Genomic DNA, 21,925 nt, shown 5'->3' on the forward strand with positions numbered 1-21,925 from the left:
CGCCTAGGCGTGCTGGTGGGTTTCGTGCGCCGAGTGGCCCGCCGGTTCCAGTTGGAAGGTGCAGTGCTCGGTGTCGAAGTGCGAGCCGAGGCAGGAACCGAGTTGGTCCAGGAGCCGGTCCGCACCCGTGGCATCCAGGATCCTGTCCTCCACCACCACGTGGGCGGAGAAGACCGGAACTCCGGACGTGATGGTCCAGATGTGGATGTCATGAACGGCCACCACGCCCTCGACAGAGAGGATGTGCTCGCGGATCATCTGGACCTCGACGCCCTTGGGTGTGGCCTCCAGCAGCACGTCAACCACGTCGCGCAGCAAGTGCCAGGCCCGGGGCAGGATCATGAGCGAGATCAGGATGGAGGCAATGGGGTCCGCGGCCCGGAAACCGGTGGTCATGATGATAATCGCGGCGGCGATGACGGCAAACGAACCCAACAGGTCGCCCAGGACTTCAAGGTAGGCCCCCCGGACGTTCAGGCTTTCCTTCTGGGCCCCGCGCAGGATGAGGAGCGAGACCAGGTTGGCGACGGCGCCCAAGATGGCGGCAAAGAGCATGATGTCCGTGCGGATTTCCGGGGTCTCCCCGAACCTGCGGATCGCCTCGATGAAGATCACCACCGAGATCACGATCAAGATGAGGGCGTTGGCCAGCGCGGCCAGGACCTCAGCGCGCTGGTACCCGTAGGTGCGTTGATCGCTCGGCGGCCGGGTGGCTATCCACGCGGCGAGCAAGGCAATGAAGACGCCCGCGGCGTCGGAGAGCATGTGGCCTGCGTCGGCCAGCAGCGCCAGCGAACCGGAGACGACGGCGCCCACCACCTGGACGAGGACCACCGCCAGGGTGATGGCCAGGACAGCGATGAGCCGCTTCCGATGCTTGCCGGTTGCGGTGACGCCGTGTGAGTGGTTGTGATCGTGCCCCATGCCTACAAGGCTATCCCCAGCCGAGTTCGTGCAAGCGGTCGTCGCCGATTCCGAAGTGATGGGCGATCTCGTGGATGACGGTAATGGCGACCTCGTCGATCACTTCTTGGCGCGATGAACAGATATCCAGGATCGGTTGCCGGAAGATCGTGATCCGGTCCGGGAGGGAACCAGCGTCCCACCAGGAATCCCGTTCAGTCAGCGGTACGCCCTCATACAGACCCAGCAACACCGTGTCCGGGGCGTCTCCGGGCTGCGGCGTGTAGTCGTCCTCAATGAAGATCGCCACATTGTCCATGGCACGGGCCGCTTTGTCCGGGATCAGAAGCAGGGCGTCGCCCACCGCCGCCTCGAAGTCTTCCGGCGACATATTGAACGGCGCGGTATTGAACTGTGCCGCCCCAGGGCCAGTCCCGGTTCCTGGAAGTGGCGAGGAGGTGCGCTGGCCGCCGGGGGCATCGCCGTCGGGAACGATCGGCAGGCCGGGAGGCAAATTCGCGGGCATGCTCTGACTCTAGTCCGTGGCCAGGCCGTTGACGCCGGATGTGATGACAGCTACAGTTTTCCGGGCTGGTAATTCGTATAACCCAGCCCCAGGTTAAGCCCAGCCAGTCGTGCAGATCCTGTGACAAAGCACCCCTCCAAGCTCGCGACAGACAGGCCACTCCCATGACCCGCCCCGGTAGCAGATCCGGCACGACGATGAATGACGTCGCAGCCGCTGCCGGTGTTTCCCAGGCCACGGTTTCGCTGGTGCTCAACGACGCCGTGGGAACCAGGTTCTCGGAGGAAACCCGGCGCAAGGTCCATGCTGCCGCCCACGAGCTGGGCTACCGGACCAATGCCCACGCCAAAGTGCTCCGCGACGGTGTTGCCGGGATGATCGGCTTCGTCGGCGACTTCGTGGCCACTGCGCCTTTCGCGGGCAAGATCATCGAAGGCGCTCAAGCAAGGGCTTGGGAGGCCGGACTGCTGCTCCTGACCGTCAACACGGGCGGTGACAAGGCCCTCGAGGCCGCTTCGCTAGAGACCATGCTGTCCTACAAGGTTGCCGGAGTGGTTTACGCCGCCATGTACCACCGGCTCCTTGATGTGCCCGACGTCCTGGCGGAGGTGCCCGCCGTCGTGCTCAATTCGCGCGACCGATCCGGACGCTTTCCCAGCATCGCTCCGCAAGAGGAGTTGGGCGGCTACACCGCCACCAAACGCCTGCTCGACGCCGGACATCGCCGGATCGCGATGATCAACATCGGTGAGGTGGACGGTGAGCTTCCGGCCGCCGTCAGGCGCTATGCGGGCTATCTCCGGGCGCTTGAGGAGGCCGGCCTCCACCCCGATTCCGGGCTGCACCGCACAGGCGACGGGCACGAATCGGGTGGTTTCGACAACGCCCGCGCGCTCATGACCGGTCCGCAGCCGCCCACGGCCATCTTCTGCGCCAATGACCGCACCGCCTGGGGCGCCTACCAGGCGTTGGCCCAGCTCGGATTGTCCATCCCGCACGACGTCTCCCTGGTGGGTTTCGACAATCAAGAGACGCTCGCCCCGCATTTGCGGCCCGGACTGACGACGCTCGAGCTGCCCTTCCTGGAGATGGGCCGGCGCGCCGTTGAACTGCTGCTGGCCGGCGCCGACCGCGACGGCAGGACCGAATACTTTGAATGTCCCCTCGTCGAACGCCATTCCGTGGCCGCGCCACCGAAATTCACTAATAGCCACTGAAACTCCCCAAACAAGGAACAGGAAACGCATGAACCACTCGCCCCTTGCGTCCGAGCCGCTCGACGTCGTCGTGGTCGGCGAAGCGCTCATCGACATCGTCAACTCGCCCGAAGGGCAGACCGAATACCCCGGCGGCTCGCCGGCAAACGTCGCGTACGGCCTCGGGCGGCTCGACGTGAAAGCCGGGCTGCTGACCGCCGTCGGGCGCGATTCCCGTGGCGAGTCCATCGCGGCGCACCTGGCAAGCGCCGGTGTGGTTGTGCTGCCGGGCTCGCAATCGCTCGCGAAGACCGCGACGGCGACGGCGGAGATCGCCGCAGACGGTTCGGCCGAGTACACCTTCGACATCGAATGGAAACTGGCTCCGGCCGCACTCCCTTACGCCCCGAAGATCCTCCACACGGGTTCGATCGCCACGTTCCTCGAGCCCGGCGCCGGCGTCGTCAGGAACCTCCTGGAGCAGGCGCAAGGCGGATGCATTGTCACATACGACCCCAACATCCGCACGGACCTCCTGGGCAGCCACGGCGAGGCACTCAGCATTTTCGAGGAGCTGGTACCGCTGACTAACGTCGTGAAGCTCAGCGACGATGACGCGTTCTGGCTCTACCCGGGCAAGTCCCTGGAGGAGACCGCCCATCACATCCTCGGCCTCGGCGCAGGGCTCGCCGTGGTCACGCGAGGTGCGGAAGGTTCCCTGATGGCGACACCGCACACCCAGCTGACCGTCCCCGCGGTGACTTCGGTGGTGGCGGACACCATCGGCGCCGGCGATTCCTACATGTCGGCATTGATCCTCGGACTGCTGCTGCGTGGCAGCCAAGGACTCGCGCCCACCGTGCTTGAGCGTATCGGCCAGACCGCCTCTATGGCCGCCTCCATTACCGTGGGGCGCCCGGGAGCCAACCCGCCTACGCACCGCGAGCTTCTGGCTGGAATGGCGAGGTAACGGCGGCGGGCCACTTTGGTAGCGGGTGGTGGCCTTAGCGGGACCGGCGCCGCGTCAGCCCGACGCCGACGAGGCAGATCACGCCGCCCACCAGTCCCCAGATGGTGGGGATCTCATTGAGCAATGCCCAGGAGATCAGAATGGTGGTGCCCGGAACCAGGTACGTCGTGGCGGCGAGCTTTCCCGCCTCGATGAGGGACAGGGCATAGGCCCAGGTGGTGAAAGCGATGGCCGTGGGGAAGATCCCCAGGTACACCAGGCCAAGCGTGGCCGGAACGGGAGCGGCCTGCACCTCAGCCACCAGTTGGCCTGTCCACGGCAGGCAGCAGACGGCGCCCACCATGATGCCGAACCACGTGGCCTGCGCCGCTGAGAAGGTGCGCAGCACTGGCTTCTGGACAATCACGCTCACCGCGGCGAGCACAGCGGCGAGGAGGCACAACAGCACCCCGGCGACGTCCGCCGTCGAGCGCTGCCCCGATCCGAGCGCGATCAGCGCAACCCCGCCGAATGCCACGAGGCTGCCGATGATCAGCCAACGCGGAAAGCCTTCTTTCAGGATGACGCCGGCGAGGACCGCGATCAGGATGGGCGAGACATTGATGAGCATGGCGCTGGTCCCGGCGTCCAGCATGTGCTCGGCGGCGTTCAGGGCCACGTTGTAGCCCGCGAACCACATGACGCCGTAGGACAAGATGGGCCACCATTCGCGGCCTTTCGGCCAGCGCTTGAGCCTGGGCAGGGCGACAATGCCGAGCGCGACGGCGGCAACCGCCAGCCGCCCGAGCGTCAAGGAGCCGGGGGAGAAGCTGGGCCCCACGGCGCGGATGCCTACGAAGGCGGACGCCCACAGGACAACGGTGACGACGACGGCAGCGATGCCGAGCTTGCTGATGGTCCGGGAGTTGGTGGTCGCCGGGGAGGTTGGGGTGCTTGTGGCCATGATGCCAATCTAGTCCGCGGAGGGCAGGACGGACTGGCGGAATTCGGACGTCTTTCATCAAGAAACCGCCAACTCTGACGGAGCGGATGTGAGCGTCGGCTTGAGGCCCTCGTTTGAGTCTGGTGTGCGTTCCGGTTTGAGACCTGTGTGCGTTCCGCGGGGCGCGATTTGGGAATAACCCTGACTATGCTCTAAAGTTTTAGAGTCCAGTTCGGACGAGCGAGAAGCGGTAAAACACATAGCGTTGTTGACCGTCGCGAATTCGGATTGTTCCAGGCCCCCATCGTCTAGCGGCCTAGGACACCGCCCTTTCACGGCGGCGGCACGGGTTCGAATCCCGTTGGGGGTACGCAAGGAACTGGTCAAACTAGGCTGAGAAGTCTGGTAGGCTGGGATCCTTGAAAAAATCGCGGTAGAGATACTGCGAGCGTAGTAGAGATACTACATTGCAAGGCCCTGTAGCGCAGTTGGTTAGCGCGCCGCCCTGTCACGGCGGAGGTCGCGGGTTCAAGTCCCGTCAGGGTCGCTCTGATTGCCGGAAGAAATTCCGGCAATCATGGTGACATTGTCACCTAAGGCTCTGTAGCTCAGTTGGTAGAGCGTTCGACTGAAAATCGAAAGGTCACCGGATCGACGCCGGTCGGAGCCACCACTGGGAAGCGCTAGTTCTTCGGAACTGGCGCTTTTCTTCTTAATGCCAAATACGTCCCAATAACTGGGTTATAGGACAAAACGTGTGTAAATCCCGGGCGCGTCATGAGCGTCCTGCCCAGCCTGCGCGGTGCCGCGCTTGGCGGCGCGACGGCGGCAAGTGGCATAGGCGGGTCGGTCGCCATTGCGGCCTGCGGGCTAGCTTCGGGCGCGATCGCGTGGACCGCAATCACCGCGGATAACCATGGCAACTGCGTAGGGTTGTCGTTTTGGGGAGTCTATCCAGCTATTGGATGGAATCCTTTTGAATACAATGGTGTGCAGTGCAGATAACAGCCGAGCTGAGGAGCACTTATGTCTAGGGACAGAGTCATCTATTTGGTCGGGGTAGCGGTTATCGTTGCCGTAACGTGGTTCCTTTTGGTCCCGATTACGAGAACGACGTACGAAGGACTGCTTTACGCCTTCCTTGCCGTCGGGGCAGGCGCGTTGCTTCGCATGTGGTACATGGCCGCCGTTCGCCGCAGGAATGCACGTAGCGAATAGCCTGTTGACAGAGGGCGTGCAACGTCCGTCCTGACCCTGTTTGCGGTCCTCCACCTCTATCCACCCTTGTCTCCCGGGCATATTCTTTCCTCGTTGGCACGTCGATACGCGCGAAAAAATGGGGAGAAAAAATGAAGAACACGCCGCGGCTGCTGCTTGCCACTTTAGTGGCCTCACTCTTGGCCTTGAGTGGCTGTGCATTCCAAATGCCGACAGCCCAAGGCACGCAACCAGCCCAGAACACCCAATCGGCTCCGAGCAAGCAACAGTCGTCGGCCACTCCGGCGCCCAGCCAAGGCGGACCGAGTGCCGAACCCAGCAGCTCCGGCGGCTTGTATGGCGCTTTCGGTTCGATGAACGAGGCCTGCGTTTCCGTCAGTGCCACGTGGCTCAGCATATCCCTCCTCCCGTTGGCGAGCTTGGCGGGCGGCAACCCCGACGACATCAAGAAAGCCCAGGATGAGCTGGCCAAGATGCAGGGCAAAGTTCCGGATGAATTGAAGCCGCACTTTGAAAAGCTCAAGGCCTTCATCGATTCAGCGGGCAGCGACTACAGCAAGTACGGCACCGGGGAGTTCGAAGCGCTCTCCAAGCCGATCGAGGACTGGGTCAACAAGAACTGCAAGTAGCAGGCCCGAGCTGCCGTCTTCCTCTTTGTATTCCTCTTTGTCTCCGCCTTGTCACAGGCAAGCGCTAGGGTGGTACTCAAGAGAAGGGGAGGGCTACATGGAACAGCAGGAAAGCTTCACCGCGCCTGAACCGGAAGCCGTTGGGGCTCCGGTTTCCGAGGATCGGCAGACGGTGGCAGGAAGTGGCCGCACAGTGATCTCGGATTCCGCTGTCGCCAAGGTTGCTGGCATTGCGGCGAGGGCGGTTCCGGGTGTCTACTCCCTGGGTTCGGCCCCTTCGCGCGCCCTTGGAGCCATCCGCGACGCCGTCGGAAGCCAGGACCACGCCGCGGGGGTCCGCGCCGAGGTCGGCGAAACCCAGGTAGCGGTGGACATCAATCTTGTGGCCATCTACGGGTACCCATTGCACGACGTCGCCAACCAGGTCCGGGCAGCGGTCTACAAGGCTGTCGAATCCCTGGTGGGTCTGGAAGTCATTGAGGTCAACGTCGAGATCAACGACGTCTACGTTGCCCCACCCGTTAAAGCTGGAACAAAGAGCGCATTATCGGAAAGGGAGCCACTCCAGTGAACATGACTGTTGTCGGGATCGGGATCGGCGCCTTCGTGGCGTTCATGGCGTTCCAATTCGGGCTATGGGGTTTTGTCATTGCCCTTCTCTTCATGGGCATCGGCGCACTTCTGGGCCGCGCCGCGGACGGAAAGCTTGACCTGCGCAGCGTGCTGGACGCCCTCACCGGCCGGCGCTCATCGTCATGAGCTCCATGGCTGAGGCGGTGCAGCCCGCCATCACGATGGCCGGCCACAACCGGATCAGCACCCAGGCCCTCACCACTTTGGCACGGGCGGCCGCCGCAGAGGCGCTGGGTGTCTCGCCGCAGGATGTCCGAGCCGAATGGTCGGACGACGACGGCCTTCTGGCACTCTCGGTGGCCGCCCCGATCCGTGTGCCCTCGCTGACGCAGGTCCTCAGGGATCCGCAGGGGATAGAGGGATTTGGTGGATCGGTTTGGGACCGCGCGGTGGCTGCCAAGACGGCCATCCTTGAACGCGTCACCGAACTGAGCGGCTCCACCTTGAGCCGAGTGGATATCCGGATCAGCGGCGCGCGCATCAGTGAAGGAGCTCGTGTCCAATGAGCCACCTGCAGACCCCGCACCCGCATAGTAGCCACCCGCACGCGGGCGAGCCCCAGGCAAGCGACGGCCAGGACGTCGGCTACCAGACGCCCGGGACCCGGGAGGGCGGCGATCCGATCGACGGGGGACTCCGGCGCATCCTTAAGCGCGAGACACGGTCCTCCCGGGCGGGAATGGCGGGGCTCGCCGCCGTTCTTGTCATCGCTGCGTGTGTCTACGCCCTCCTCGAATCCGCCTTGCGCGCCATTGGCCAACCACCGTGGCTCATTGACCCGCAGACAGCTGCTGAACGCCTCATAGCCCTTCCCGAAGGTATTTCGCCCCTGTTGCTCGGCTCCCTGGGCGGCGTCGTAGCCATGGTGGGATTGATTTTCTTCCTGAACGCTGTATTGCCCGGCCGGAAGTCCCGGCACTTGCTTGAGGATCCCCGGGCCGGAGTGGTTGTGGACGACGAGGTCATTGCTTCCGCACTCGCCAGGGCCGCCCGTACCGCAGCGAACGTCACCCAGGAGCAAGTCATGGTGATTGTTTCGCAGCGGCAAGTGGTAGTCAACGTCCGCCCCACCTCTGGGGTGCCCGTGCACGAGGAACGGATCCGTGCCGCCGTCGAAGATGAACTTCAGAAAATGGCGCCTTCGCCCATGCCGGCCGTCCGCGTCAACGTGGGTACATCCGGGGTGATTGGCGCATGAACGGAACCCCGCACGTCCTTAACCGCATCTTGATTGGCATCCTTGGCCTGAAGCTGCTGGCCATCGGCGTTCTCTTGGTGCTGCTCGCTACCGTTCCCGCGGTGGGGAGTTGGTGGCGCAGCTGGTCCACGGGAGTCTGGGAGCACGCCAAGTTCCTCTCGGAGCAGACCCGGATTCCAGGCCGTGAGGAAAGTTGGCTTTGGGTTGCCGCCCTGGTGGTGCTCATCGTGCTCATCGTGCTGATGGTGGCTTGGGTATCGCAGCAAGGCAAAGGCCGGGCCAACCTCATCGTGTCGGATTACGACGATCGCCGGACTCCTGGCGATGTCCGCATCGGCGGGAATGTGGCTGAGCAAGCGTTGAAGGCGGCGCTCGCCGATCGACCGGATCTTGCGGGCGTTACAGTGGCGACCTATGAGGTCAAGGGTCGTCCCGGCCTCAGGATCCGGGTCCAGCCCCGTCAGGGCGTGTCCCCGCACGCCCTCGCGGCGGACGTTTCCCGGCTCGTGGAGGCCCTGGATGTGGTGGTGGGACGCAGGACCCCGGTACTGATTCATATTGGGGCCGGCGCGCGGGCCAGGTTCAGCAAGGCCGAGCGCGTCCGTTAGGCCCTGATGCGCGGCCATTATTAACCGCGCCGCAATGTTCCTGTCCGGGCGTTTTGTGTTGCAGAGCCGTGCCTGGGGCCATAGTTTGAATGGTAGGGGGAACTCTTCCCTTTGGTTGGGCTTGCCCGGCCGGCACCGGACCCTGTGTCCGAGTCAAGCCGATGGACCAGAACATGTGGACCAGGAACAAGGAGAAAACCATGAGCGAAGAAGTTAACGACGTCAAGAAGACCGCTGAAGCTGCGGCGGAACAGGCCAAGCATGTTGCTGGCGACGCCGCCGAGAACGTGAAGGAATTTGCTGGCGACGCGGTTGAGAACGCAAAGGAATTCGCCGGCGACGCCGCGGAGAACGTCAAGGAATTCTTCTCGGGTGACCTGGCTGAGAACGCCAAGGAACTCGCGGGGGATGTCGCCGAGAACGCCAAGGAGATCGCCGGAGACGTGGCGGAAAACGTCAAGGGCCTCGGCTCCAAGATCGCCGGCTTCTTCAAGGGCGGCAAGTAGGCTCCAAGTCCGCGATAGGCGCGCCTTCCTGACCCCTTTTGCCTAAGGAACGGGGCCGACACGCAGCAAACTCTGCGTGTCGGCCCCGTTTTCGCGCCAAAGAAGGTCAGGAAGGGCAACCCTTACCGCGCCACGAGGTATGCCCCGCTATTGGGGACAATCGAGGCCCCGCCTGGGCCGCCGTCGCTGGAGAGGCCAACGCGGAAGCCCGCCGGAATTGCGAGGGCCACGGCTCCCATGTTGACCACCACCAACACGTCCCGATTGTGGAAAGCCAGGACTCCGTTGGCGGGATCATGCTCCTCGGCCCATCGGAACGTGCCTGAACCCAAGTGATGGGCCTTGCGGAACGACAGGACCGAGCGGTACAGCTCCAAGGTGGAGCCGTCGACGCCGGCCTGGAGGTCCGCGGCAAGCTCGCCGAACGATTCAGGCTGGGGAAGCCACGGCGCCGCAGGCGCCTTGCTGGCGGTGGCCGCAGGCGCCTTGCCGGTCGCGGCCGCATCCGCACCGGCGGTGGACGCTTCGGAGAATCCGAATCCGGGCTCGGCAGCTTTCCACGGCAAGGGCACTCGGCACCCATCGCGGCCCCGTTCCACGCCCTTGGTGCGGAAGAAGCTGGGGTCTTGGCGTACCTTGTCCGGCAAAGACGTGTGCTCCGGCAAGCCGAGTTCCTCGCCCTGGTACAGGTAGGCCGAGCCGGGCAGCGCGAACGACACCATGGAAGCGGCGCGTGCCCGCGCCAGTCCAAGAGCGGCGTCTGGCTGTTCGTCTTCCGCCGCGATTCCCTTGGGGAAGGTTGTAGGGTCTGCCAGCCCGAAACGGCTGGGGTGCCGCACTGTGTCGTGGTTGCTCAGGACCCATGTGGAGGGCGCCTCAACGGATCCCGCCGCGTCCAGCGAAGATTCGATTGCCTCCGCCATGCGCTCTGCGTCCCAGCCGGCCAAGAGGAAATCGAAGTTGAAGGCCTGCTGCATTTCATCCTTGCGGATGTACCGGGCCAACCGTTCGGGCGGCTCGACCCAAGCCTCGGCAACCAGCATGCGGTCGCCGTCGTACTCTGAGAGGACTTGGTGCCATTCCCGGTAGATTTCGTGGACGCCGTCCTGGTCGAAGAAGGGCGAAGGCGGGTCCAATGGCGGCTTGACCTTGTGTTCGACGGCGGTCCCCACCGCCCCCGCACCGTGCCCGGCAAGCGTTTTTCCATCGACGGCGTGAGGGTGGGCCGTATGGGGTTCGACGGCCTCGCTATGGGCGCCCGGTGCGGACAAGCCGCCCTCGACCATGGCGGCAGAGCCTTCCCAGTCCGGCAGTCCGGCTTCTTTGACCAGGCCGTGGGCAACATCCACCCGGAAGCCGTCAACTCCGCGGTCCAGCCAGAAGCGCAGCACCGAGCGCATCTCTTCGTGGACTTCCGGGTTCTCCCAGTTGAGGTCCGGCTGCGTCGTGTCGAAAAGGTGCAGGTACCACTGGCCGGGAGTGCCGTCGTCGTTCGTTAGGCGCGTCCAGGCCGGGCCGCCGAAGATGGATTTCCAATTGTTCGGGGCCAAGGCCCCGTCCCCGGAACCCGGTTTGGAGTCCTTGCCCGGGTGGAACATGTAGCGATCGCGTTCGGGGGAACCCGGGGCGGCCGCGAGGGCTTCGCGGAACCAGGCGTGCTCGTCCGAGGTGTGGTTCGGCACGAGGTCGACGATCACCTTGATCCCCAGGCTGTGGGCCCTCTCCAGCATGGCGTCAAAGTCGTCCAATGTACCGAAGAGTGGGTCCACCGCTCGGTAGTCCGCGACGTCGTATCCGGCGTCGGCTTGCGGTGATTTGTAGAACGGGGAGAGCCACACGGCATCCACGCCCAGTTCCTGCAAATACGGCAATTTCGCCGAGATTCCGGCGAGATCGCCCATCCCGTCACCGTTGGCATCGGCGAAGGAACGGGGATAAATCTGGTAGACGACGGCGCTTGCCCACCACGCGGAAATGCTGGAACCGGGGGTTGGGATCGGGGAGTGCGGCACTGGATTCCTCTCGATGACATTTTTTGTGTAAACGCTTGCATTACTACCCGGAAGCTTACTAATGTGAGGCTCACCACATCAACCGCACTGCGGAAAAATACCTGGTCCACTCATTGAGGAGTCCCCAGCATGAAAACTCGCAAGTACCTTCTGCCGGCCGCTATGGCTGGCGTGCTCGCCATGTCCCTGTCGGCCTGTGGTGGCGGCGGAGGCGGCGGTGGCAGCACAGGCGGCGGCGACGCTGCAGCCAACCTCGACGGCCGCGGACCTATTACTTACGTGCAGGGCAAGGACAACAGCAACGTTGTGCGCCCCCTCGTCGATAAGTGGAACGCGGCGCACCCAGACCAGAAGGTCACCTTCAAGGAGCAGTCCGACGCGGCCGACCAGCAGCACGACGATTTGGTGCAGCACTTCCAAGGGAAGGACACGAACTACGACGTCGTTGACGTCGACGTCATTTGGACCGCGGAGTTCGCGGCGAAGGGCTGGCTGCAGCCGCTCAAGGACAAGACGGCCTTCGACACCTCGGCCATGCTGCCGGCGACCGTCAAGACAGCCACCTACGGTGGCACACTCTACGCGGCACCGCAGACCTCCGACGGCGGCCTGCTGTACTACCGCAAGGATCTCGTGCCCACGCCCCCCAAGACTTGGGACGAAATGATGAGCATGTGCTCGATCGCGAAGCAGAACAACATCGGTTGTTACGCGGGCCAGTTCCAGAAGTACGAGGGCCTGACGGTCAACGCCTCTGAGGCGATCAACTCATGGGGCGGCAAGATCGTGGACGACTCCGGCAAGGCGGCGGTTAACTCGGCCGAGGCGAAAGCAGGTCTTGGCAAGCTCGTCGACGCGTTCAAGAACGGCAACATCCCGCAGGAGGCCATCACCTATAAGGAAGAGGACAGCCGCACCGCCTTCCAGGACGGAAAGCTCCTGTTCCTCCGCAACTGGCCGTATGTCTACAACATTGCGGGCAAGACCGACGGTTCCTCCAAGGTAGCCGACAAGTTCGGCATCGCCCCGCTTCCCGGCAAGTCCGGCCCCGGCGCCTCGTCCCTCGGCGGCCACAACCTGGCGATGAGCGTTTACTCCAAGAACAAGGCTACGGCGCTGGACTTCATGAAGTTCATGACGAGTGAGGAAACCGAGAAGTTCTACGCGACGCAGGGCTCGCTGGCTCCTGTCCTGGGCAGCCTGTACACGGACCCGACCCTGACGTCCAAGCTCGCCTACCTGCCCGTCCTCAAGACGTCGATCGAGAACGCAGTCCCGCGTCCGGTCACGCCGTTCTACCCGGCCGTAACCAAGGCGGTGGAGGATAACGCGTACGCCGCCCTCAAGGGGGAGAAGACGGTCGATCAGGCAGTGGCCGACATGCAGTCGGCCATAGAAGCTGCCAAGTAGCCAAGTTGTGAGCCGATGGTCCGGGCAGAACCAACGCCCGGACCATCGGCCCCCTGAACAGGAGAGACTCCATGTCTACGAAACTCCCGGAGCGCACCCAAGCCGGGGCGCCAGCTCAGACCCACCATATGCCCGGCCGCGAGAGTGCGGACCGGAAGCAGGTGACCCAAGGCCGCTGGGCCTCCGTCTTGCTGGTGCCGACGCTCGTCCTTCTGGCTGTCGTCATCATCTACCCGGTGGTCAACGCCATCATCATGTCCTTCCAGAAGGACGCGGGCCTCAATCCTGCGACCGGGTTCTTCGAGCAAGGCGGCCCCGCCGGATTCGAGAACTACGTGCACTGGCTGTTCCAGCAGTGCAACGGCCAATCCTGCCCGCCAGGAACCCTCGGGTCCCAGTTCTGGAACGCGATGAGCACCACCTTCTTCTTCACGGTGGTGACCGTGGCCCTCGAAACCGTCCTGGGATTCTGGATGGCGGTCATCATGGCGCGGTCCTTCCGAGGGCGGAGCGCAGTCCGCGCCGCCGTTCTCGTCCCGTGGGCTATCCCCACAGCCGTTACGGCCAAGCTCTGGTTCTTCATCTTCGCGTTCGACGGCATCGCGAACAAGCTGTTCGGGACCCAGATCCTTTGGACGGGGTCGGAATGGCCTGCCAAGTGGGCGGTCGTCATCTCGGACACGTGGAAGACGACGCCGTTCATGGCGCTTCTCATCCTCGCCGGCCTCCAGCTCATTCCGGATGAAGTCTACGAGGCCGCGAAGGTCGACGGCGCAACCGCATGGCAGCGCTTCACGCAGATCACGTTGCCGCTCGTTAAGCCGGCGCTCATGGTCGCAGTCCTGTTCCGCACGCTCGACGCGCTTCGCATGTTCGATCTGCCGTACATCATGACCCAGGGCGCCAACAACACGACGACGCTCTCGATTCTCGTCGTCGACCAGATCCGCGAAGGGTTCAACAGCGCAGCAGCGCTCTCGACCATCACCTTCATCGTGATCTTCCTGGTCGCGTTCATCTTCGTCCGCTTCCTAGGCGCCAACGCCGTGGGCGCGGCCACCTCCTCGGGAAGGAAGTAACATGGCCGCCACCGCCACGCTTCCACGCGCTGCAACCGTGCCAGATCGCCGTAAGACCTTCGACTGGGGGCAGCTGCGCACCTACATCTCCGCTGCCATCATCCTCGTCTGGTGCCTCGTGCCGGCGTACTGGATGATCGTGACAGCCTTCCGCGACACTGCGTTCACCTTTGATTCGACCTTCTGGCCGACACACGTCACGTGGGACAACTTCGCGACGGTCTTCGACGAGAGCCTCGGCAACCACTTCGGTAGGAACCTGCTCAACAGCCTCATCGTGGCGGGAGCCACCACGATCGTCGCCCTCGTCGTGGGCGTGTTCGCCGCCTATGCTCTTGCGCGCCTGAACTTCCGGTTCAAGTTCGCCGTCATGGGATTCATCCTCGGGGCGTCGATGTTCCCGGGCGTGGCGCTGGTGACCCCGTTGTTCCAGCTGTTCACCAACATCGGCTGGATGGGCTCGTACCAGGCGATGATCATCCCGGATATCTCCTTCACCCTGCCGCTCACGGTCTACACGCTGACGTCGTTCTTCCGCGAGATGCCGTGGGAACTCGAAGAATCCGCCCGTATCGACGGGTGCACGCAGGGCCAGGCCTTCCGGAAGATCATCCTGCCCCTCGCCGCGCCTGCAACGTTCACCACCGCGATCCTGGCCTTCATCGGGGCATGGAACGAGTTCCTCATCGCGAGCCAGCTGTCCTCGGACGCAACTCGCCCCGTCACTGTTGCGATCGCCTACTTTGCCGGGTCGCAGCCGCACCAGGAACCGTACACCGCCGTCATGGCCGCGGGCACCATTGTCACCATCCCGCTCGTGATCCTCGTGCTGGTCTTCCAGCGCAAGATCGTGGCGGGCCTGACCGCGGGCGCCGTCAAATGATTGAGGGAGCGCACGGCAGCAAGGCGCATCAATCCGATCTGCGAAGGGTCCGCTCGGCGGAGGACCTTGACATCGTCCTTGGCCTCCTCGGCTTCTGGGGCCTGGTTCTGCTAGTCGTGACGGTCAGCGCCGAGCTCACGGCCCAGCCCGCGTTGGGCTGGGCCCTGGGCCTGCTGGCTGTGGTGCTGGCTATGTGGGGCCTGATTCGAATGCGCCGCAAGCTTCCACCCAGGACTGGCAGGCGCCTCACCTGAGCCGTGTTCCTGAATCAGGCGGTCCGAAATAACTAGCGCGGAATCGGCGGAGGGCGACCAGGCGGAATACGCTGGCTATCTGCCGTCTGGGAAGGAACCCTCGGCTTCCGCACGGATTCTTTGAGGGGGCTCGAGTGGCAAAAACGAATGAACGGTCCCAGCGTGGCGGCCACGCAGGAGCCAGCATTGAGGATGTCGCACTGGCCGCAGGCGTTTCCACCGCCACCGTTTCGCGCGCGGTGCGGGGTCTTCCACGAGTATCTCCGGCGACGCGGGAAAAGATCCTGCGGGTCGCCGGAGAACTCGGGTACGTGGCGTCGTCATCCGCCTCCGGCCTGGCCACGGGCCGCACCAAGACCGTCGGCGTCCTGGCCCCGTACGTAGACCGTTGGTTCTTCTTCAAGGCCATCGAGGGCGTAGACCGCGAGCTTCACGCCCGCGGCTACAACCTCTCCCTGTTCAACCTGGGTGGGCAGCGTGGAGCGCGGGAACGCCTGTTCAGCAAGACGATGGTCTACAAGCAGATCGACGCACTCCTGGTCCTCTGTATGTCGCTGACGTCGGAAGAAATCGCCGATCTCCAAAGAATCGACATCCCGTTGGTGATCGTCGGGGGTCCGGTGGAAGACTGCCCGAGCATCGGCATTGACGATTATGCTGCGTCCGTCGAAGCCACCATGCATCTGCTGAACCTAGGCCACCGTGAGATCGCATTGCTCCACGGCCAAGACGACTCGGACCTGAACTTCACCGTGCCGCGGCTGCGCGTCGATGGCTTCACCGATGCCATGACAAGCGCGGGCTTTTCCATGCCACCGGAATGGGACATTTTCGGAAACTTCACGGTGGGCAGCGGCCAGGAAGCCTTCGACGAGCTCTGGAACAAGCCCGGACGCAAGCCGACCGCGATCTTCTGCGCTTCCGATGAAATGGCCATGGGCGCCATGTTGCAGGCCCGGCGCCGGGGAGTCCGGGTACCGGAAGATTTGTCCATCATCGGGATCGACAACCACGAATTCTCCGAAGCCATGGGGCTGACCACGGTGGCTCAGGACCCCGTTGAACAAGGCCAGTTGGGCACGCGCATGTTGCTGGACGAGCTGGCCGGCGCCGCAGGCTCGGTACGGTCCATGAAGGCAGCACACCGGCTGATCGTGCGCGAATCCACAGCCCCGCCAACGCCAAGGCCCAGTAGCTAGGAAGCCTGAAGTCAGGAAGCCCGGGCCAGCTGCCTGATGGGGATCCAGCGGGAAGCGAGCCTGCGGTACGCCGCGGCTGCCCCCGTCATGTCGCCCTCGGCTAAGCACTCGATGCCTAGCCGGACATCCATCGGCGACTCATCCGGGTACACCTTGTCTGCCACTGCGCCGTAGTCCAGCTCGACCATGGACTGCACATGGAACAATTCGAGCCATTCGGTGAGCTGGGTGAGGTCATCCAGCATGTCCAGGTCCGGTGCGGCGAGGGCGAGGTTGGCCACGGCGAAGCGTGCGCGGTCCAGCGCATCAGTCAGTGAAGCCCAGACCCTGACCGTGAGGATTCGTCCTCCTGCTTCCACGACGTCCTTGCGGTCCGACTCCTGGAACAGCGAAAACCAGCTGAACGGGATTCCCCACGTGGAGGCCCTGGTGTGCACGCGCTTCGCGTCGTGGCTTGCATTGATGCGGTCGATGCGGGCCTGATGCCGGTCGCGCTGATCCACGGGGATGAGCAGTTCCGCGAGCGGTCCGTGGATACCTTCCATGAGGGCGTTGGCCGCCAGACCTGCCCGGATCACCAGTTGGCTGGGGCAATACAGCAGCCGCCCGGCGTCGGGGTCGTTCAGGTCTCCGGACGGAATCCGGGTGATGCGGACCAGATCAGTGCTGCCCGTCGGGAAAGGATCACCGCCTTTGCGGGTGACCCGTCCAAGGGACGCGAGCAACTCGGCATTCTCGACGGCGGCCCGCGAACCGCTGCGGGTACCGCTCGCCACGAGCTGCTGCCGCTGGTCCTCCGGGAAGGCTTCGAGCGGTTCGTAGACGCGCAACGCCGAAGAGAAGGGCAGTCCCGCCTGACTCCCGTACAGCTTTCCGCTCATCGCCGGCCCGCCTCCTCCATCAATTGCTGCTTGAACTGCTGGCTGTTCAGTCGGTGAGTTCCACGATCACAGGAGCGTGGTCCGAGGCACCCTTGCCCTTGCGTTCCTCGCGGTCGATCGAGGCCCCGGTCACGCGGGCGGCCAGCGCGGCGGAGGCCATGACGAAGTCGATGCGCATGCCCTCCTTCTTGGGGAACCGCAGCTGGGTGTAGTCCCAGTAGGTGTAGACACCGGGACCGCGCGTGTAGGGGCGGACGACGTCGGTGAAACCGGCCGCTTCGAACGCCCGGAAGGCCTCGCGCTCGGGTTCGCTGACGTGGGTGAGCGCGTTTTCCCGGAAATAGTCGATGTCCCAGACATCGTCATCCAATGGCGCGATATTCCAGTCGCCCATGAGTGCCACCTGCGCTTCGGGGTTCTCCGTGACCCAGCCGGCGGCATGGCCCTTCAACGTGTCCAGCCATTTGAGCTTGTACGGCATGTGTTCGTCATCGAGGGAACGGCCGTTGGGAACGTACAGGCTCCATACCCTTACTCCGCCGCATGTCGCAGCGATGGCGCGGGCTTCCTGGACGGGATCCTTGCCGGCTTTTCCGAAGGCGGGCTGGTCAACAAAGGTACGTTCGACGTCGTCGAGCCCTACTCGGGAGGCGATCGCGACGCCATTCCATTGGCTCACACCGAAGTGGGCCACCTCGTAGCCCATGCGTTCGAAGAGCTCCCACGGGAAGTTGTCGTCCTTGCACTTGGTTTCCTGCATGGCGAGGACGTCGCAGTCACTGCGCTGCAGCCAGGCCTCCACGCGGTCGGCACGTGCGCGGAGCGAATTCACATTCCAGGTAGCTATCTTCACAGCCACTAACTTACCGAACTTGGGACCTGGCGCATCCCCTCAGGGCGGATTGCTCCCGCTAAGGACTAATGTGCGAGCATCACCGAAGAGGTGGCGCGCCTGCGGAGCTTGATGCCAGAGGCGATCAACAGCAAGCCAACGACGGCGGCGTATGTCGCCAGCAGCGCCACCACGCTCAGGAATCCGGCGCCGGGATTGACCAGCACAAAAAGCCCAAACAAGGTGGTGACTAAACCTGTCAACATCCAGAGCCACCAAGCCCTGACCGTCGTCCTGGCGTCCATGGCGAGGATGATTTGCGAGATCCCCAGGACCAGGGCCCAAGCTCCTATGAGGAAGCCAAGTGCTGCGGCGGTGATGCCTGGCCACGAAACTGCCACGAGGCCAGTCGCGACGGAGATGAAGCCGCCAATCATGCTCCAGCGGGAGTGGCGCGCAGGGTCGTAGAAGTAATGGGCCATGTCAGTGAGTCCGTCAGTGATGGCGTAGACGCCGAACACGTAGACGAGCGCAAAAACAGTGGCGACCGGCAAGGAAGCAACCAGGAAGGCCAAGAGAAGGGCCAAGGCTCCCCGGAAGATGAGCGCCGTTCCGGAATGCTGAAACAACTTGCGTCCTGATGGGTCGGACATAGGGTCAGTTTAGACCCGGTGCGGTAGCTGGGGAATGGGCCGGCACGCGTGAGGCCACCACTTTCGTTATCGGCGGGTGTAGTGCGCGATGATCACGCCCTTGGTGGTGGTGACGGAGGCTGTGAGCTCGAACTCGGTCAGCGGGGCTGGGCCTTCGAACAGCCGCGTCCCCGTACCCAGGGTGAGTGGGTGGATCAGCAGCGTGAAGTTGTCGATGAGGCCGGCGGCGTGCAGGGATCGGACCAGCGACGCGCTGCCGATGATCGTCAGATCGTTGCCCGGCTCGGCCTTGAGCTTGGCTACCGTCTCGACGGCCTCGCCGGAGAGCAGGATGGAGTTCTGCCAGGCATCGGCGTTCTCCAGCGTCCTTGACGCAACATACTTCGTGGCTGAGTTCATGTACGCGGTGAACGGGTTGTCGTCGGCGCGGGTGGCCCAGGCGGTGATGAAGTCGGTCCAGGTCCGGTGTCCGAAGAGCATGTCCGTGCGTTTCGCCATGCCCTTGCCCATCTCGCGGCCCATGACGTCGTCGTTGTACTTGCCGCCCCACCCACCGTGGGTGAAGCCACCGCGGGTGTCCTCGTCCGGACGGCCCAGTCCTTGGATGACTCCATCGAGGGTGATGGACAACGTCGCATTGATCTGGCGCATGACATGCTCCCTTGCTCCTGCGGACCGCTCTCTGCGGCCCGGTCACCCCCTATACGAATGGCGACCGGCCAAATCGACACCGGCACCCGAATTTTTTCTTAGCGCATCCCCTCGCGGCGAATGGCCACCGCAATCGCGGCCGCTCGTGTCTCTACGCCGAGCTTGGCGTAGATGTGCGCCAAATGCGTTTTGACCGTGGCTTCGGAGATGAACAGCCGTTTGCCGAGCTCGCGGTTGCTGAGGCCTTGAATGAGGAGGCTGAGGAGTTCGGCTTCCCGCGGGGTAAGGACCTCGTCCGGGTTGCGCAATTGCTGGAACAACTTGCTGGCCACCGGTGCGCTCATGACGCTCTTGCCTTGCGCTGCGCCCCGGACCGCCGCGAAAATCTCCTCCGGCGCGGCGTCCTTGAGTACGTAGCCCATGGCGCCGGCGTCCACGGCCCTCACGATATCGGCATCGGAATCATAGGTAGTGAACACGAGTACAGCCTGCTGCTTGCTGGCTTGGCGCAGCCGCTTGATCGCCTCGATTCCGTCCATGCCCTCGCCCATGGCGAGATCCATCATGACGACGTCGGCCGGGTGCTGCTGCGCTGCAGCGAGGGCTTCCTCGCCGGATGCCGCCTCGGCGACGACCGCGATGTCCGGCTGGGTGCCTAGCAACGCCTTGAGTCCGCTGCGGACCACCAAATGGTCATCGACGAGCAGGACCGAAATCGGCTTCATGGGGTGTCCTTCCCGATGGGCGCCGCCGATGCCGCCGGGCTGGGTTCCGCAGGAGGCAGCGGCAGTTGCGCGGCTACGACGGTTCCCTCGCCAGGGGAGCTCTCCACCGAAAATACTCCGCCGAGTTGTTCCACCCGTTGGCGCATGGCGCGCAGACCGTAGCCTCCTTTTTCCGACGGCGGTGGTACCGCGGCGGGATCAAAGCCGCGACCGTCGTCGAACACGTCCAGGGTGACCGCCCCGGGAAGGAAGCCCAGCGTCAAACTGGCCTGTTCAGCTTGGGCGTGGAGTTTGACGTTGGCCGCTGCGCTTTGGGTCACGCGCATCAGGGCATGGCGGATTTCACCGGGCACTGGGCGGGGATCGCCGGTGACGTGGAGGATCACGGAGTCGAGGTATTGGCGGGCGGCCTGCTCAAGGGATTGGGGCAGTGGTCCGTTCTCCAGGCCTGGGGCAGACAGTTCGTGAACCAGGCTGCGGGTGTCGGCCAGGTTTTGCCGCAGGAGGGTCCCGGCCTTCTGCACTTCCGTCTTGGCGGATGCCTCGGGCCACGAGCGTTGCGCGGCTTCAAGTAGGAGCAGGCTGCTGGCAAGGCCTTGCGTGACAGTGTCGTGGATTTCCTGCGAAACACGCTCGCGCTCCGCTGCGATCCCGGCTGCACGTTCGCTGGCCGCCAGGCGTTCCTGCGCTTGGGACACGTCGGCATGCAGGCGGCGTTGCAGCGCGGCGTCGTGCTCGATCCTGTCGTAGATCAATGTGAGCAGGACCGCTGCGGCGATGGGTCCGAGCAGCATGGCGACGTCGGTGTCGCCACTCAGGCGGAACAGCCCGATGGCCGTGGCAATTGCCGTCACGCCCCCGGCCAGGTAGCCGATCCAACCGCTGAAGGCCGCGCGGGACAGGAAGAACAAAGCGAAGGAGCACCACGCAAAACTCGGTGCGGCGATGACCAGCACAGCCCAGGCGAGCACGAGCGCCACCATCCACAGCAGCCACGGCTGGCGGCGCTTGGCAAGCACCGCCACTACGGCGTAGAGGACGCACACTGCGGCAGCCAGGGCCACTGTCCAGAGATTGTCGGCCGGGCTGTGCCGCAGGACGTAGCGCACTCCGGAAGCCACCATGAGCACGGCGAAGCTGAGGTGAACCACTGCGTCGATCCGGCCCAAGGTGGGGCGGAAGGCAGCGGGACGGGAGGCCGTCCAGTTCGGAGATGCGGGCATTCTTCCCATGCTAGGCGCGTTCCGGCCGCTGGTCTCTCCGCCTTTTGGCTGATACCGGGAGCGGAAGGGATGAGGCCAGGGGAGACGAGCGCCGGATGTGCGGCGCAAGGCCTGGGCGGAAACATGGAACTGTACCCGTTGCCGACCTCCCGGAGGACCACAATGAAGAAGTCCAACAAGATCCTTACCGCTGCTGCAGCCGGAGCCTTGCTCCTGACCGGCGGGGCAACCGCCGTCGCGAACGCCGTGACGCCTGCCGCTGCGAAAACCGCGACGGCCGCCGTCGACGTCAATCCGTCCGCGGAAAACGTCGTCCCGCAGAACCGGATCACCGTCGGTGCATCCAGCCAGGCGGTCAACGCCGCCTTGGCGAAGTGCCAGGCCGACAAGCTGCCGTTCGTCACGGTGGCGCTCGTCGATCGTTTTGGCACCGTCCAGGCCTTGCTCCGGGGCGACAACGCGGCCGAACACACCATTGAAGCTGCCAAGCAGAAGGCCTACACCGCCGCCGCCTTCGGTGCGCCCACCAGCGAACTCGCCAAGAGGATCAACGGCAACGGCCCGTCGATCGCCGACCTCCCGGGCACCCTCTTCCTCCCCGGCGGAGTGCCGCTCAAGGTGAACGGCGTCTCTGTGGCGGGGATCGGCGTCGGCGGCGCACCGGACGGCGCCCTGGACGAAGCGTGTGCAGCGGCTGGTGCGGCGGTGCTTGCGGCGAAGTAGGGGAATTCCTGCGCCATCTCACCCGAGCGGGTGGTGCCCAACTGACTCGCAGTTGTTGTCGTTATGAGGGCTGAAAACGACATTAACTGCG

At 64.1% G+C, this 21,925-nt stretch carries 26 protein-coding genes and 3 tRNA genes; 19 read left to right on the forward strand and 10 right to left on the reverse strand.

Features of this window, described 5'->3' with window-relative positions:
* Nucleotides 1-3: 3 nt before the first annotated feature.
* Nucleotides 4-924 carry a cation diffusion facilitator family transporter gene (locus ACX5I4_RS01035; RefSeq protein ID WP_461835017.1) on the reverse strand — a complete coding sequence of 307 codons (921 nt, stop codon included), beginning with the start codon at nucleotides 922-924 and terminating at the stop codon, nucleotides 4-6.
* A gap of 10 nt (nucleotides 925-934) precedes the next feature.
* Complete coding sequence (locus ACX5I4_RS01040; protein WP_461835018.1) at nucleotides 935-1,429, reverse strand: metallopeptidase family protein; 495 nt, start codon at nucleotides 1,427-1,429, stop codon at nucleotides 935-937.
* 164 nt (nucleotides 1,430-1,593) lie between these two features.
* Between ACX5I4_RS01040 and ACX5I4_RS01045 the strand changes: the two genes are divergently transcribed.
* Together ACX5I4_RS01045 and ACX5I4_RS01050 are read left to right on the forward strand one after the other, a co-directional pair.
* Nucleotides 1,594-2,646 (forward strand): LacI family DNA-binding transcriptional regulator, encoded by a 1,053-nt coding sequence (locus ACX5I4_RS01045; RefSeq protein WP_461835019.1) that lies wholly within the window; start codon nucleotides 1,594-1,596, stop codon nucleotides 2,644-2,646.
* 28 nt (nucleotides 2,647-2,674) lie between these two features.
* Nucleotides 2,675-3,595, forward strand: a complete 921-nt coding sequence (locus ACX5I4_RS01050) for a carbohydrate kinase family protein (protein WP_461835020.1) — start codon at nucleotides 2,675-2,677, stop codon at nucleotides 3,593-3,595.
* Nucleotides 3,596-3,629: 34 nt separating this feature from the next.
* Here the strand turns inward: ACX5I4_RS01050 and ACX5I4_RS01055 are convergent, their stop codons facing one another.
* Nucleotides 3,630-4,538 carry a DMT family transporter gene (locus tag ACX5I4_RS01055; RefSeq protein WP_461835021.1) on the reverse strand — a complete coding sequence of 303 codons (909 nt, stop codon included), beginning with the start codon at nucleotides 4,536-4,538 and terminating at the stop codon, nucleotides 3,630-3,632.
* A gap of 276 nt (nucleotides 4,539-4,814) precedes the next feature.
* Between ACX5I4_RS01055 and ACX5I4_RS01060 the strand changes: the two genes are divergently transcribed.
* From ACX5I4_RS01060 to ACX5I4_RS01110, 11 genes are all read left to right on the forward strand, one after another.
* Nucleotides 4,815-4,887: transfer RNA gene (locus tag ACX5I4_RS01060), tRNA-Glu, on the forward strand.
* Nucleotides 4,888-4,990: 103 nt separating this feature from the next.
* Nucleotides 4,991-5,064, forward strand: a tRNA-Asp gene (locus tag ACX5I4_RS01065).
* A 50-nt stretch (nucleotides 5,065-5,114) separates the two neighbouring features.
* A tRNA-Phe gene (locus tag ACX5I4_RS01070) sits at nucleotides 5,115-5,190 on the forward strand.
* A gap of 353 nt (nucleotides 5,191-5,543) precedes the next feature.
* Nucleotides 5,544-5,735 (forward strand): hypothetical protein, encoded by a 192-nt coding sequence (locus tag ACX5I4_RS01075; RefSeq protein WP_461835022.1) that lies wholly within the window; start codon nucleotides 5,544-5,546, stop codon nucleotides 5,733-5,735.
* A gap of 131 nt (nucleotides 5,736-5,866) precedes the next feature.
* Entirely contained in the window at nucleotides 5,867-6,364 is a 498-nt protein-coding gene (locus ACX5I4_RS01080) for a hypothetical protein (protein ID WP_461835023.1), read from the forward strand.
* Nucleotides 6,365-6,461: 97 nt separating this feature from the next.
* Nucleotides 6,462-6,935 carry an Asp23/Gls24 family envelope stress response protein gene (locus tag ACX5I4_RS01085; protein ID WP_461835024.1) on the forward strand — a complete coding sequence of 158 codons (474 nt, stop codon included), beginning with the start codon at nucleotides 6,462-6,464 and terminating at the stop codon, nucleotides 6,933-6,935.
* Entirely contained in the window at nucleotides 6,932-7,123 is a 192-nt protein-coding gene (locus tag ACX5I4_RS01090; protein ID WP_028265653.1) for a DUF2273 domain-containing protein, read from the forward strand. Before ACX5I4_RS01085 ends, ACX5I4_RS01090 begins: the two co-directional genes overlap by 4 nt.
* Nucleotides 7,120-7,503, forward strand: coding sequence for a hypothetical protein (locus ACX5I4_RS01095; RefSeq protein ID WP_461835025.1), 384 nt, complete (start codon nucleotides 7,120-7,122; stop codon nucleotides 7,501-7,503). Before ACX5I4_RS01090 ends, ACX5I4_RS01095 begins: the two co-directional genes overlap by 4 nt.
* Nucleotides 7,500-8,195, forward strand: coding sequence for a DUF6286 domain-containing protein (locus tag ACX5I4_RS01100; RefSeq protein WP_461835026.1), 696 nt, complete (start codon nucleotides 7,500-7,502; stop codon nucleotides 8,193-8,195). The genes ACX5I4_RS01095 and ACX5I4_RS01100 overlap by 4 nt, the downstream gene beginning before the upstream one ends.
* Nucleotides 8,192-8,803: a hypothetical protein gene (locus ACX5I4_RS01105; protein WP_461835027.1), complete on the forward strand. Its 612-nt coding sequence runs from the start codon at nucleotides 8,192-8,194 to the stop codon at nucleotides 8,801-8,803. The genes ACX5I4_RS01100 and ACX5I4_RS01105 overlap by 4 nt, the downstream gene beginning before the upstream one ends.
* A 200-nt stretch (nucleotides 8,804-9,003) precedes the next feature.
* A complete protein-coding gene (locus tag ACX5I4_RS01110) occupies nucleotides 9,004-9,309 on the forward strand; it encodes a hypothetical protein (RefSeq protein ID WP_461835028.1) in 306 nt (101 codons plus the stop codon).
* A gap of 122 nt (nucleotides 9,310-9,431) precedes the next feature.
* Here the strand turns inward: ACX5I4_RS01110 and ACX5I4_RS01115 are convergent, their stop codons facing one another.
* Nucleotides 9,432-11,321, reverse strand: a complete 1,890-nt coding sequence (locus ACX5I4_RS01115) for a glycoside hydrolase family 13 protein (protein WP_461835029.1) — start codon at nucleotides 11,319-11,321, stop codon at nucleotides 9,432-9,434.
* Nucleotides 11,322-11,450: 129 nt separating this feature from the next.
* Here ACX5I4_RS01115 and ACX5I4_RS01120 point away from each other — a divergent pair, with 129 nt between their 5' ends.
* The 5 genes from ACX5I4_RS01120 (at nucleotide 11,451) to ACX5I4_RS01140 (ending at nucleotide 16,146) form a co-directional block, all read left to right on the forward strand.
* A complete protein-coding gene (locus ACX5I4_RS01120; RefSeq protein WP_461835030.1) occupies nucleotides 11,451-12,731 on the forward strand; it encodes an ABC transporter substrate-binding protein in 1,281 nt (426 codons plus the stop codon).
* A 71-nt stretch (nucleotides 12,732-12,802) separates the two neighbouring features.
* Nucleotides 12,803-13,810, forward strand: coding sequence for a carbohydrate ABC transporter permease (locus ACX5I4_RS01125; protein ID WP_461835031.1), 1,008 nt, complete (start codon nucleotides 12,803-12,805; stop codon nucleotides 13,808-13,810).
* A 1-nt stretch (nucleotide 13,811) separates the two neighbouring features.
* A complete protein-coding gene (locus ACX5I4_RS01130; protein WP_461835032.1) occupies nucleotides 13,812-14,693 on the forward strand; it encodes a carbohydrate ABC transporter permease in 882 nt (293 codons plus the stop codon).
* Entirely contained in the window at nucleotides 14,690-14,947 is a 258-nt protein-coding gene (locus ACX5I4_RS01135) for a hypothetical protein (RefSeq protein ID WP_461835033.1), read from the forward strand. Before ACX5I4_RS01130 ends, ACX5I4_RS01135 begins: the two co-directional genes overlap by 4 nt.
* Before the next feature lie 134 nt (nucleotides 14,948-15,081).
* A complete protein-coding gene (locus ACX5I4_RS01140) occupies nucleotides 15,082-16,146 on the forward strand; it encodes a LacI family DNA-binding transcriptional regulator (RefSeq protein ID WP_461835034.1) in 1,065 nt (354 codons plus the stop codon).
* An 11-nt stretch (nucleotides 16,147-16,157) separates the two neighbouring features.
* Here the strand turns inward: ACX5I4_RS01140 and ACX5I4_RS01145 are convergent, their stop codons facing one another.
* The 6 genes from ACX5I4_RS01145 to ACX5I4_RS01170 all read right to left on the reverse strand — a co-directional run bounded on the left by ACX5I4_RS01145 (nucleotide 16,158) and on the right by ACX5I4_RS01170 (nucleotide 21,111).
* Nucleotides 16,158-17,027, reverse strand: coding sequence for a hypothetical protein (locus ACX5I4_RS01145; RefSeq protein ID WP_461835035.1), 870 nt, complete (start codon nucleotides 17,025-17,027; stop codon nucleotides 16,158-16,160).
* A gap of 46 nt (nucleotides 17,028-17,073) precedes the next feature.
* Nucleotides 17,074-17,880, reverse strand: a complete 807-nt coding sequence (locus ACX5I4_RS01150; protein WP_461835036.1) for an exodeoxyribonuclease III — start codon at nucleotides 17,878-17,880, stop codon at nucleotides 17,074-17,076.
* 65 nt (nucleotides 17,881-17,945) lie between these two features.
* Nucleotides 17,946-18,512 carry an HdeD family acid-resistance protein gene (locus ACX5I4_RS01155; protein ID WP_461835037.1) on the reverse strand — a complete coding sequence of 189 codons (567 nt, stop codon included), beginning with the start codon at nucleotides 18,510-18,512 and terminating at the stop codon, nucleotides 17,946-17,948.
* 66 nt (nucleotides 18,513-18,578) lie between these two features.
* Nucleotides 18,579-19,163, reverse strand: a complete 585-nt coding sequence (locus tag ACX5I4_RS01160; RefSeq protein WP_461835038.1) for a dihydrofolate reductase family protein — start codon at nucleotides 19,161-19,163, stop codon at nucleotides 18,579-18,581.
* A gap of 98 nt (nucleotides 19,164-19,261) precedes the next feature.
* The gene (locus ACX5I4_RS01165) at nucleotides 19,262-19,888 is read right to left on the reverse strand and encodes a response regulator (RefSeq protein ID WP_461835039.1); all 627 of its coding nucleotides are present in this window, start codon (nucleotides 19,886-19,888) and stop codon (nucleotides 19,262-19,264) included.
* Nucleotides 19,885-21,111, reverse strand: a complete 1,227-nt coding sequence (locus ACX5I4_RS01170) for a sensor histidine kinase (protein ID WP_461835040.1) — start codon at nucleotides 21,109-21,111, stop codon at nucleotides 19,885-19,887. The genes ACX5I4_RS01165 and ACX5I4_RS01170 overlap by 4 nt, the downstream gene beginning before the upstream one ends.
* Before the next feature lie 162 nt (nucleotides 21,112-21,273).
* Between ACX5I4_RS01170 and ACX5I4_RS01175 the strand changes: the two genes are divergently transcribed.
* On the forward strand, nucleotides 21,274-21,834 hold the full coding sequence (locus ACX5I4_RS01175) for a GlcG/HbpS family heme-binding protein (RefSeq protein WP_461835041.1): 561 nt from the start codon (nucleotides 21,274-21,276) through the stop codon (nucleotides 21,832-21,834).
* The last annotated feature ends 91 nt before the right edge of the window (nucleotides 21,835-21,925 follow it).

Source organism: Arthrobacter sp. MMS24-S77 (genome assembly GCF_054888235.1).

Coding starts and splice junctions, on each gene's coding strand:
- ACX5I4_RS01125 (WP_461835031.1), top strand. CDS start 12,803: ATGTCTACGAAACTCCCGGAGCGCACCCAAGCCGGGGCGCCAGCTCAG.
- ACX5I4_RS01100 (WP_461835026.1), top strand. CDS start 7,500: ATGAGCCACCTGCAGACCCCGCACCCGCATAGTAGCCACCCGCACGCG.
- ACX5I4_RS01105 (WP_461835027.1), top strand. CDS start 8,192: ATGAACGGAACCCCGCACGTCCTTAACCGCATCTTGATTGGCATCCTT.
- ACX5I4_RS01155 (WP_461835037.1), bottom strand. CDS start 18,512: ATGTCCGACCCATCAGGACGCAAGTTGTTTCAGCATTCCGGAACGGCG.
- ACX5I4_RS01095 (WP_461835025.1), top strand. CDS start 7,120: ATGAGCTCCATGGCTGAGGCGGTGCAGCCCGCCATCACGATGGCCGGC.
- ACX5I4_RS01080 (WP_461835023.1), top strand. CDS start 5,867: ATGAAGAACACGCCGCGGCTGCTGCTTGCCACTTTAGTGGCCTCACTC.
- ACX5I4_RS01120 (WP_461835030.1), top strand. CDS start 11,451: ATGAAAACTCGCAAGTACCTTCTGCCGGCCGCTATGGCTGGCGTGCTC.
- ACX5I4_RS01055 (WP_461835021.1), bottom strand. CDS start 4,538: ATGGCCACAAGCACCCCAACCTCCCCGGCGACCACCAACTCCCGGACC.
- ACX5I4_RS01175 (WP_461835041.1), top strand. CDS start 21,274: ATGAAGAAGTCCAACAAGATCCTTACCGCTGCTGCAGCCGGAGCCTTG.
- ACX5I4_RS01165 (WP_461835039.1), bottom strand. CDS start 19,888: ATGAAGCCGATTTCGGTCCTGCTCGTCGATGACCATTTGGTGGTCCGC.
- ACX5I4_RS01085 (WP_461835024.1), top strand. CDS start 6,462: ATGGAACAGCAGGAAAGCTTCACCGCGCCTGAACCGGAAGCCGTTGGG.
- ACX5I4_RS01135 (WP_461835033.1), top strand. CDS start 14,690: ATGATTGAGGGAGCGCACGGCAGCAAGGCGCATCAATCCGATCTGCGA.
- ACX5I4_RS01045 (WP_461835019.1), top strand. CDS start 1,594: ATGACCCGCCCCGGTAGCAGATCCGGCACGACGATGAATGACGTCGCA.
- ACX5I4_RS01145 (WP_461835035.1), bottom strand. CDS start 17,027: ATGAGCGGAAAGCTGTACGGGAGTCAGGCGGGACTGCCCTTCTCTTCG.
- ACX5I4_RS01170 (WP_461835040.1), bottom strand. CDS start 21,111: ATGCCCGCATCTCCGAACTGGACGGCCTCCCGTCCCGCTGCCTTCCGC.
- ACX5I4_RS01110 (WP_461835028.1), top strand. CDS start 9,004: ATGAGCGAAGAAGTTAACGACGTCAAGAAGACCGCTGAAGCTGCGGCG.
- ACX5I4_RS01040 (WP_461835018.1), bottom strand. CDS start 1,429: ATGCCCGCGAATTTGCCTCCCGGCCTGCCGATCGTTCCCGACGGCGAT.
- ACX5I4_RS01035 (WP_461835017.1), bottom strand. CDS start 924: ATGGGGCACGATCACAACCACTCACACGGCGTCACCGCAACCGGCAAG.
- ACX5I4_RS01075 (WP_461835022.1), top strand. CDS start 5,544: ATGTCTAGGGACAGAGTCATCTATTTGGTCGGGGTAGCGGTTATCGTT.
- ACX5I4_RS01160 (WP_461835038.1), bottom strand. CDS start 19,163: ATGCGCCAGATCAATGCGACGTTGTCCATCACCCTCGATGGAGTCATC.
- ACX5I4_RS01050 (WP_461835020.1), top strand. CDS start 2,675: ATGAACCACTCGCCCCTTGCGTCCGAGCCGCTCGACGTCGTCGTGGTC.
- ACX5I4_RS01130 (WP_461835032.1), top strand. CDS start 13,812: ATGGCCGCCACCGCCACGCTTCCACGCGCTGCAACCGTGCCAGATCGC.